This is a genomic window from Psychrobacillus sp. FJAT-21963, from assembly GCF_001420585.1.
Lineage (GTDB): Bacteria > Bacillota > Bacilli > Bacillales_A > Planococcaceae > Psychrobacillus.
The window spans coordinates 197525-205967 of sequence record NZ_LJIY01000002.1 but is presented as its reverse complement, the minus strand read 5'-3'; the positions used below and the strand labels follow the sequence as shown (position 1 = coordinate 205967).

Annotated in this window: 10 protein-coding genes; 3 read left to right on the top strand and 7 right to left on the bottom strand. The window is 35.5% G+C overall.

Annotated features, from left to right (window positions below):
* Positions 1 to 176 precede the first annotated feature (176 nt).
* Positions 177 to 428, bottom strand: coding sequence for a YqkE family protein (locus AN959_RS06880; protein ID WP_053589860.1), 252 nt, complete (start codon positions 426 to 428; stop codon positions 177 to 179).
* An 18-nt stretch (positions 429 to 446) separates the two neighbouring features.
* Positions 447 to 1628, bottom strand: a complete 1182-nt coding sequence (locus tag AN959_RS06875; RefSeq protein WP_053589861.1) for an acetyl-CoA C-acetyltransferase — start codon at positions 1626 to 1628, stop codon at positions 447 to 449.
* A gap of 84 nt (positions 1629 to 1712) precedes the next feature.
* On the opposite strand from AN959_RS06875, the gene AN959_RS06870 reads away from it, so the two are divergent.
* Together AN959_RS06870 and AN959_RS06865 are read left to right on the top strand one after the other, a co-directional pair.
* Complete coding sequence (locus AN959_RS06870) at positions 1713 to 2609, top strand: hydroxymethylglutaryl-CoA lyase (RefSeq protein WP_056829394.1); 897 nt, start codon at positions 1713 to 1715, stop codon at positions 2607 to 2609.
* Between the two features lie 11 nt (positions 2610 to 2620).
* Positions 2621 to 3550 (top strand): alpha/beta hydrolase, encoded by a 930-nt coding sequence (locus AN959_RS06865; protein WP_056829392.1) that lies wholly within the window; start codon positions 2621 to 2623, stop codon positions 3548 to 3550.
* Positions 3551 to 3571: 21 nt separating this feature from the next.
* On the opposite strand, the gene AN959_RS06860 is transcribed toward AN959_RS06865, so the two are convergent.
* From AN959_RS06860 to AN959_RS06840, 5 genes are all read right to left on the bottom strand, one after another.
* Entirely contained in the window at positions 3572 to 3793 is a 222-nt protein-coding gene (locus AN959_RS06860) for a YneF family protein (RefSeq protein WP_053589864.1), read from the bottom strand.
* A gap of 219 nt (positions 3794 to 4012) precedes the next feature.
* Positions 4013 to 6013, bottom strand: a complete 2001-nt coding sequence (tkt, locus tag AN959_RS06855; RefSeq protein ID WP_056829390.1) for a transketolase — start codon at positions 6011 to 6013, stop codon at positions 4013 to 4015.
* 85 nt (positions 6014 to 6098) lie between these two features.
* Positions 6099 to 6332 (bottom strand): DUF896 domain-containing protein, encoded by a 234-nt coding sequence (locus AN959_RS06850; protein ID WP_053589866.1) that lies wholly within the window; start codon positions 6330 to 6332, stop codon positions 6099 to 6101.
* 65 nt (positions 6333 to 6397) lie between these two features.
* On the bottom strand, positions 6398 to 7045 hold the full coding sequence (locus AN959_RS06845) for a recombinase family protein (RefSeq protein WP_053589867.1): 648 nt from the start codon (positions 7043 to 7045) through the stop codon (positions 6398 to 6400).
* Entirely contained in the window at positions 7042 to 7359 is a 318-nt protein-coding gene (locus AN959_RS06840) for a LysM peptidoglycan-binding domain-containing protein (protein WP_053589868.1), read from the bottom strand. Before AN959_RS06840 ends, AN959_RS06845 begins: the two co-directional genes overlap by 4 nt.
* A gap of 167 nt (positions 7360 to 7526) precedes the next feature.
* Between AN959_RS06840 and lexA the strand changes: the two genes are divergently transcribed.
* Positions 7527 to 8147, top strand: a complete 621-nt coding sequence (gene lexA, locus AN959_RS06835; protein ID WP_053589869.1) for a transcriptional repressor LexA — start codon at positions 7527 to 7529, stop codon at positions 8145 to 8147.
* The last annotated feature ends 296 nt before the right edge of the window (positions 8148 to 8443 follow it).

Here is an 8443-nt window from a genome sequence, read left to right as displayed (position 1 = left end):
TATTATTTTTAGTTAATTTAATTTATATTACCACTATAGAGGAACTATTGGTTAAAAGAGGGTATAAAAGATAAGCATCCACCTTACATTTTACCTTTTATGCACTTGTCAATTCACAGGACCACAATCATAAAAATAAATAAAAGACCTATCCGCCGAAGCGAATAGGTCTTCTATTAAAACTTTGAACCGCTGTCCCCATACTCATCTAGTAATTCTGCAAATGATTTGTTCTTCTCTCTTTGCTTTTTTTCAAATGCAAGCATTGCTTGTCGTTCTTCCTCTTTTTCTTGCTCTTCTGCCACTAATTGTTTCTTTGTTTCTTTTAGTTTAGCAAGCACATCAGAGGAAAGTTGATCAAACAAACCATTTCCTTCTTCTTTTTGAACAGCTGGCTTAACAGGCTGTCTTTGTTTTTTCTTTGCCAAATGTTTCACCTTCTTTTATTAACGCTTAATAATTGTAGCTACCCCTTGTCCTCCACCGATACAAAGTGTCGCTAATCCAGTTTTTGCATCCTTTTTCTCCATTTCATGAAGTAAAGAAACAAAAATTCTTGCTCCACTTGCTCCGATTGGATGGCCTAAAGCTATAGCACCACCATTAACGTTTAGTTTATCATGATCAAATGAAAGCTCTCTATCTACAGCAATCGACTGCGCAGCAAAGGCTTCATTTGCTTCAATTAAATCGATATCCGCTAGTGAAAGGTTTGATTTTTTTAGAACCTTTTTCACTGCTTCCACTGGACCAATACCCATAACACTTGGATCTACCCCAGCAGATGCATTTGCAACAATCGTAGCTAATGGTTTTATGCCCAATTCGTCTGCTTTTGCTTTAGACATAACAACTACCGCTGCTGCACCATCATTTATTCCGGAAGCATTTCCTGCCGTTACAGAACCATCCTTTTTAAAAGCTGGGCGTAAAGTACTTAATTTTTCTTGAGTGGACCCTTTTTTCGGATATTCATCGGTATCAAATATGATTGAATCTCCTTTTCGTTGAGGAATTTCTACTGGAACAATCTCATCCACAAATTTTCCTTCTTCAATTGCTTTTGCTGCACGAGCTTGGGAACGTGCAGAAAATGAATCTTGCTCTTCTCTTGTAATATTGAATTGGTCACAAAGATTTTCAGCTGTTATTCCCATATGATAATCGTTAAATGCACACCACAAACCATCAGAAATCATACTGTCTACAACTTTTTGATCTCCCATTCGGAAACCGTCTCTAGCATTTTTTAATAGATAAGGAGCTTGGCTCATATTTTCCATTCCACCTGCTACTATTATATCTGCATCTCCTGCGATAATAGCTTGAGATGCTAGATGGATTGCTTTAAGACCTGAACCACATACTTTGTTTATTGTTAATGCTGAAACAGCAACTGGTAATCCTGCTTGAATCGAAGCTTGTCTTGCTGGATTTTGTCCTAAGCCCGCTTGCAGGACATTTCCCATGATAACTTCATCTACAGAATCCTTAGCGATCCCTGCTTTTTCTAACGCTTTTTCAATAACAATAGCACCTAATTTTGTTGCAGGTATATCTTTCAGTGCCCCTTGGAAAGATCCGATTGCTGTCCTAACAGCACTTACAATAACTACTTCGTTTGTCACAGTTAAACTCCTCCTCTTAATCCCCTAAAATAAAATTTGCTTGTTTAACCATCCATTCCTTACAATATAGATGGAGGGATGATTATGTTCAGTTTACCAAAAAAAGTGACAATTATCGAGGTCGGTCCGAGAGATGGATTACAGAACGAAAAAAATGAAGTACCAACTGAAGTTAAATTAGAGTTTATCGAGAAACTTCAAAAAGCTGGTGTAAAGGAAATGGAACTCACATCATTTGTATCACCAAAATGGGTTCCACAAATGAAGGATGCAAAAGAAATAGTAGGAAATACTACTAAATTTGGAAGGCAATTTGTTTTAACACCTAATGAAAAAGGAATTGAACTCGCAAAACAAGCGGGGGCAAATAATTTTGCGGTATTTGTAGGGGTATCAAATACATTTAATAAAAAAAATATCAATAAAACGACCGAAGAGAGTATGATCGGACTCAAACCGCTTGTGGAAGTTCTAGTTAATGAGGGTCATTTTGTACGTGCTTGCATTTCCACTGCTTTTTATTGTCCATATGAAGGATTAATTGACCCCAATAAAACTATCGAGTTATGTAGAGAATTTGTTTCTTGGGGAGTAAATGAATTAAGTGTTGCAGACACAATAGGTATGGCTAATCCAAAAGAAAGTTATATACTGTTTGAACGACTGAAAAGAGAATTTCCTGAAACACTTATCACTGCACATTTCCATGATACACGAAAAATGGGTATAGCTAATATATTTGCTGCACTCCAAGCAGGGGTTGATCGTTTTGATAGTTCAGCTGGTGGTTTAGGCGGATGTCCATTTGCACCGGGTGCTACGGGAAATGTAGCAACTGAGGATGTCGTGAATATGCTACATCAAATGGATATTGAAACGGATATTAACCTTGATTTATTAATTGAAGCTGTTGATTCAGTTGCTCCTTTTGTGTCTAGACCAATTGAGACCGGTATGTATAAACTAGTTAAAAGCAAATAGGGGTTGATGCAATGAAAAAACGTGTAATCATATGGACGAGTTTGTTAACTAGTATTTTAACAGCTACTGCAACTGTTTTTGGTTATTTTGTCACTAATAAACTAATGTATATGAAGAAAAAAGAAGATGACTTTATACTCAATAGAGAGATAACATCAAAACGATTAGACGAAGCTTGGTTTCGTGCTGTGACTAAAACAGAGAAGTGGATTGAATCGATAAATGGTTATTCGCTTAAAGCTATTTTTGTAGAACCGCTTCAAACAAATAATTACGTAATTATATGTCATGGAGTAACAGAAAATAAAATTAATTCTCTTCGTTTTGTTCGCATGTTCGAACGATTAGGATTTAACAGTGTCGTTTATGATCATCGTAGGCATGGAGATTCTGGTGGAAAAACAACAAGTTTTGGATTTTATGAAAAAATTGATTTGCAATCTATTGTAGAAGCAGTAAGAGAACGTGCTGGAGAAAATGCCATCATAGGTATACACGGAGAATCTATGGGTGCTGCGACTATGATACTATATGCAGGCTCCATAATAGATGATGCTGATTTCTATATTTCCGATTGTTCTTTTTCAAATTTTGAAGAACAAGTTCTTCATATTATGCGACAAACAACCCCTCTTCGATCCAGCTTAGCTATTCGCTTCGCTAACTTATTTTTAAAAATGCGAGATGGTTATACATTAAATCTTGTATCTCCGATTGATGTGGTGGATCAAATAGAGAAACCGGTGTTGTTTATTCATAGTTTAGAGGATGATTTTATTCTTCCGGTAATGACAGAAGAATTGTACGAAAAGAAAAAAGGTCCTAAGTCATTAAAGTTTTTTGATATTGGGGCACATGCAAAATCTTTCAATGAAAATAGCGAGGAATACGAACAAGTTGTTGCGGACTTTTTACAACAAAATAATTTATTAAACAAATAAAAAGCACTCCATTGAGTGCTTTTATTTGTTTTGCATTTTATTCATTTGATTCATCATTTGTTTTACTTGTTTCTCAGAAGGCTTGCGACCCATTTGTGCCATCATCATACGAAGCATTTGTTCATTAATAGGTGGATTTTCTTTTAAATATTTCATCATATATTGACGTGCAGCATAAAAGCCTATTGCAGCTCCAGCAATTAATGCAACGATTACAATAACAATCCAAATCCAAGTTTGCATACTTTCTCCTCCTTTACGTTCTTGTCTACGTGTACAAGACACCACTGAAAATTATACTATAGATTCTTTATCCAGACTATATAAATTCAAAAAAAGTAATTTAGACTAAATATAACTTCTTCCAGTGAGATTAACTTTCTAGAATTGTTTGTCCTACAAAGATAAAAAGCAATTCGAATACTTTACGATGTAAGTATTCGAATTGCTTTAAAGTATCTATTACTTTTCAAGCAAGTTTTTCATTTTGGAAACGACATTCTCAACCGAGAAACCATATTCTTTCATAACGATTTCGCCCGGAGCACTTGCGCCAAATTTGTCAATTGCTATGACATCTCCCTCAAATCCAACATATCGATGCCAACCAAGAGATGCTCCCATTTCAATAGCGAGGCGTTTAGTTAAATGTGAAGGTAATACAGATTTTTTATATTCACTGTCCTGTTGCTCAAATAAGTCCCATGAAGGCATAGACACAACCGAAACTTGTATTCCATCCTTCGCAAGAACCTCTTGCGCTTCAATCGCAAGGCTAACTTCTGATCCAGTAGCAAGTAAGATAGCTTCCGCTTGTTCATTAGGAGAAATTACATAGGCACCTCTTGAAACACCCTCACTCGCTTTCTCCACAGAACCTTTAAGTGTTGATAGATTCTGTCTTGAAAGAACAAGAATTGTTGGCTTGTTTTTAGAAGATACTGCAAGCTTCCATGCTTCTTTCGTTTCATTTGCATCAGCTGGACGAATGACAGATAATCCTGGCATTGCTCGTAAAGAAGCTAAATGTTCAACTGGCTCATGTGTCGGACCATCTTCCCCAACAGCGATACTGTCATGTGTGAACACATATGTTACAGGAAGTCCCATAAGAGCAGATAATCGAATTGCAGGTCTTACATAATCACTGAACACAAAGAAAGTACCACCAAATACATGGAGTCCACCATGTAATGCCATTCCATTTAGAGCAGCACCCATTGCAAATTCACGAACACCAAACCAAATGTTCTTACCTTCGTAATTTAGTGGAGAAAAATCTCCAGCATTTTTAATTGTCGTTTTATTGGAGCCAGCTAAGTCCGCGCTTCCTCCAAAGAAGGAAGGTAAATTTTGAGCTATTGCATTAATTGCATCACCAGATGCTGAACGAGTTGCATGAGATGAGCCTTCCTCATATACTTTCATAGCTTCATCAAAGTTCTCAGGTAATTCCCCATTTATCGCACGTTTTAATGTATCTGCAAGTTCAGGAAATTCATTAGAGTAAGCATGGAACTTTTCATTCCAAGCACTTTCTTGTTCAACACCTAAACGTTTTGAAGCTTCTTTAAACGTTTCGTATACTTCATCTGGTACATGGAAGTCCGCCTCAAACGACCATTTATAAGATGCTTTCGCTAATAATGTTTCGTCTTTACCTAATGGCATACCATGAGCATCTGATTTACCCGCTCTATTTGGTGAACCAAACCCTATTACTGTTTTAACTTCAATAAGTGTTGGTTTATCATTTTGCGCTTTAGCTTTTTCAATTGCTGCAGATATCTCTTCTAAATCATTACCATCTTTTACAAAAATATAATTCCATCCGTAAGATTCAAAACGTTTCTCTACTTTTTCTGAGAAAGATTTATTCAAATCTCCATCTAAAGAAATATCATTACTATCATAAAGAACAATTAATTTACTTAATTGCAAATGTCCAGCAAGTGAAATCGCTTCTGCTGCTACACCTTCCATTAAATCTCCATCTCCGCAAAGAGCATACGTGTAATGATCAACCACTTCATAATTTGGTTTATTATAAGAAGCTGCTAAATGAGCCTCTGCCATTGCCATTCCAACAGCCATTCCGATACCTTGTCCAAGAGGTCCTGTTGTTGCTTCTACCCCTGCCGTGTGACCAAACTCTGGATGTCCTGGAGTTTTAGAATTCCACTGTCTAAAGTTTTTAATCTCTTCCATAGGAAGATCATATCCACCAAGGTGTAATAGACTATACAGAAGCATAGAACCATGACCCGCCGATAAAACAAATCGATCACGATTGAACCAATTAGGATTATTTGGGTTATGTCGTAAATGCTTTGTCCAAAGCGTGTAAGCCATTGGAGCTGCTCCCATTGGTAAACCTGGATGACCAGAATTCGCTTTATCTATAGCATCAATTGATAAAGTACGAATGGTATTAATTGCAAGTAAATCTGATTGAAGTGACATATTTGACATCCTCTCAAGCTAATTTTTTCTATATCTATAGTTTAGACAACAATGTTTGCATTATCAATGGTTTCTTAATGATTGATTAATTCAGAAATTTTCCTTTTTTAGCTTGTTGCACCTTAAGTGGTGTCACATCATTACCTGCGGGATCCACAATTTTCACACTTTCAATTGTATCTCTCATTGTTGCACGAAATGTCTCTAAATATTCTTTTCTTAATGAACTTTGTTCTTTTGCTTCCTCAACAGATAATCCAGAAGACTTTGATTTTCTAGAAAGTTCACCAATTCTTGCTAGTTTTTCCTTACTAAGCATAACAATCACCCTTTATATTTTATTCTTATATAAAGGTAAGGAAAAAACACACAGAGTGCAAGCCTTTACCCTCCGTGTGTTTCAATAAATTCAATATATCGTCTATGTACTGTTGCTTTACTTATATCAAAACCTAAACCTTTTAATGTGGAAGCAATTTCTTCAAACGTCAATCCAGCATTACGCAATCTTACGATTTCATCAACTGGGACTTCAATTCGTTCTCTACCTTCTTGATTTCCTCGCATCTTTAAATTCTTTTCAGGACGGAACCCTTGCGATACTGCACGTTTCATTCCACGCTTAATTTTAGCATTATGCAATTTCCGTTGATATTCTTCAACTAGAGCCAAAATTTCTAAAAGCATAGAGTCCATTTCATTTAAATTTAATACTCCTTTATCTTGAAGTGTAAAGACAGAAGTATTTGTTTTCTGAAGTAAATGTAAAACCGCCATCCTTCCATTGCCACGACCTATTCGAGTCTCATCTTGAACAAATACAGCTTTTATTTCTTCTTCTTTAATAAAGGACAATAAATCAAGTAACCCTTCTCTTTCCATATCGTAACCACTATGCTGATCTGTAAATATTCTTGCTATCTCATACCCTTGAGCAAGTGCAAAGCCGGTTAGCTCTTCCTCTTGTCTTACTAGAGACGATTCCTGTGTCTCTTTTTCAGTACTAACTCGACAATATATTACCGCTTTCATTCACTATCCCCTGCTAACTCTGTGGAATTATCCAAATGAAAATGTTCCGTTTCATTCGGAATTATTAATACATCTCCTGCTTTTATATGTGCAGAATGTAAATTATTTAAATTCATTACTTCATTGATCCATGCATCTCTTGATTTTTCGGATTGAAACTTATCAGCAAGCGCCCACAATGAATCACCTGGTTCTACTTTTATTTTATATTCTTCTTCAGCAACTTGAGAGTTTATAATAACAATTGATAAGATGAAAGTTACGCTTAATCCTAAAAATAAAGTAAGAAAATAATTTTTTGCTAATAATTTCATTTAAATTACCCCTTTTATAGAATGTTTGTTCGGTATGTATGTTCTTATATTAAAACGAACACATGTTTTTGTCAACAACTTTTAGAACCTATGTTTGCATTTCATTATATAGGCTGATATACTATAAATAAGAAAAAACAGTTCTATAATAAAAAGAGGTGAAGGTATTGAAGAAAGCATCTAAACGACAAGAAGATATATTAGCATTCATAAAAGAAGAAGTGCGAAAAAAAGGATATCCACCTTCCGTACGTGAAATAGGTGAAGCGGTTGGACTCGCTTCTAGCTCTACAGTACACGGTCATTTAGCAAGATTAGAAAGCAAAGGATTGATAAGAAGAGATCCTACAAAACCTCGTGCCATCGAAATTCTTGATGGTACAAGCGCTACTATAGAAAGACAAGGTGTTGTTCATGTACCGTTAGTTGGTAAAGTAACAGCAGGACTTCCAATAACTGCAATTGAAAATGTTGAAGAATTCTTCCCTCTTCCTGAAACGTTTGGTACATCTGACGATCATTTGTTTATGCTTGAAATTATGGGTGACAGTATGATTGAAGCAGGCATATTAAATGGAGATTATGTTGTAGTAAAACAACAACAATCTGCTAATAATGGTGAAATTGTAGTTGCAATGACAGAGGACGATGAAGCAACTGTAAAACGTTTTTTCAAAGAAAAATCTTTTTTCAGGTTACAACCTGAAAACTCCTCAATGGATCCAATTATCGTCAACTCAGTAACTATACTAGGAAAAGTTGTAGGTGTTTATCGTCACATTCAATAGATTCATGGTTGACTTGACAGATAGAGTTATAATCCGTATGATTACGTAGAGCCGATATCATATCTAAACAAAAAGTGGACATTTTTGTTTAGATCATCGAAAAAACTCCTTGACCTCTTGGTCGAGGGGTTTTTGTCTTTTTATAAAGAATATAAGCTTGGATACATAATTCTATTAATATGTGTTTGTCTATAGTTTTATTCTAGTAAGTACTATTATTTCATTTATAAAGACTTCATCTAAAGGAGTAGTATCTTTCTCAGCGCTATTATTCCTATTCAAAATATATAAATGTA

What these genes read in the sequence shown, in the direction of transcription:
- AN959_RS06860 (WP_053589864.1), bottom strand. Translation starts at nt 3,793, where the DNA reads ATGCAAACTTGGATTTGGATTGTTATTGTAATCGTTGCATTAATTGCT.
- AN959_RS06840 (WP_053589868.1), bottom strand. Translation starts at nt 7,359, where the DNA reads ATGAAATTATTAGCAAAAAATTATTTTCTTACTTTATTTTTAGGATTA.
- AN959_RS06865 (WP_056829392.1), top strand. Translation starts at nt 2,621, where the DNA reads ATGAAAAAACGTGTAATCATATGGACGAGTTTGTTAACTAGTATTTTA.
- AN959_RS06870 (WP_056829394.1), top strand. Translation starts at nt 1,713, where the DNA reads ATGTTCAGTTTACCAAAAAAAGTGACAATTATCGAGGTCGGTCCGAGA.
- AN959_RS06845 (WP_053589867.1), bottom strand. Translation starts at nt 7,045, where the DNA reads ATGAAAGCGGTAATATATTGTCGAGTTAGTACTGAAAAAGAGACACAG.
- AN959_RS06850 (WP_053589866.1), bottom strand. Translation starts at nt 6,332, where the DNA reads ATGCTTAGTAAGGAAAAACTAGCAAGAATTGGTGAACTTTCTAGAAAA.
- tkt (WP_056829390.1), bottom strand. Translation starts at nt 6,013, where the DNA reads ATGTCACTTCAATCAGATTTACTTGCAATTAATACCATTCGTACTTTA.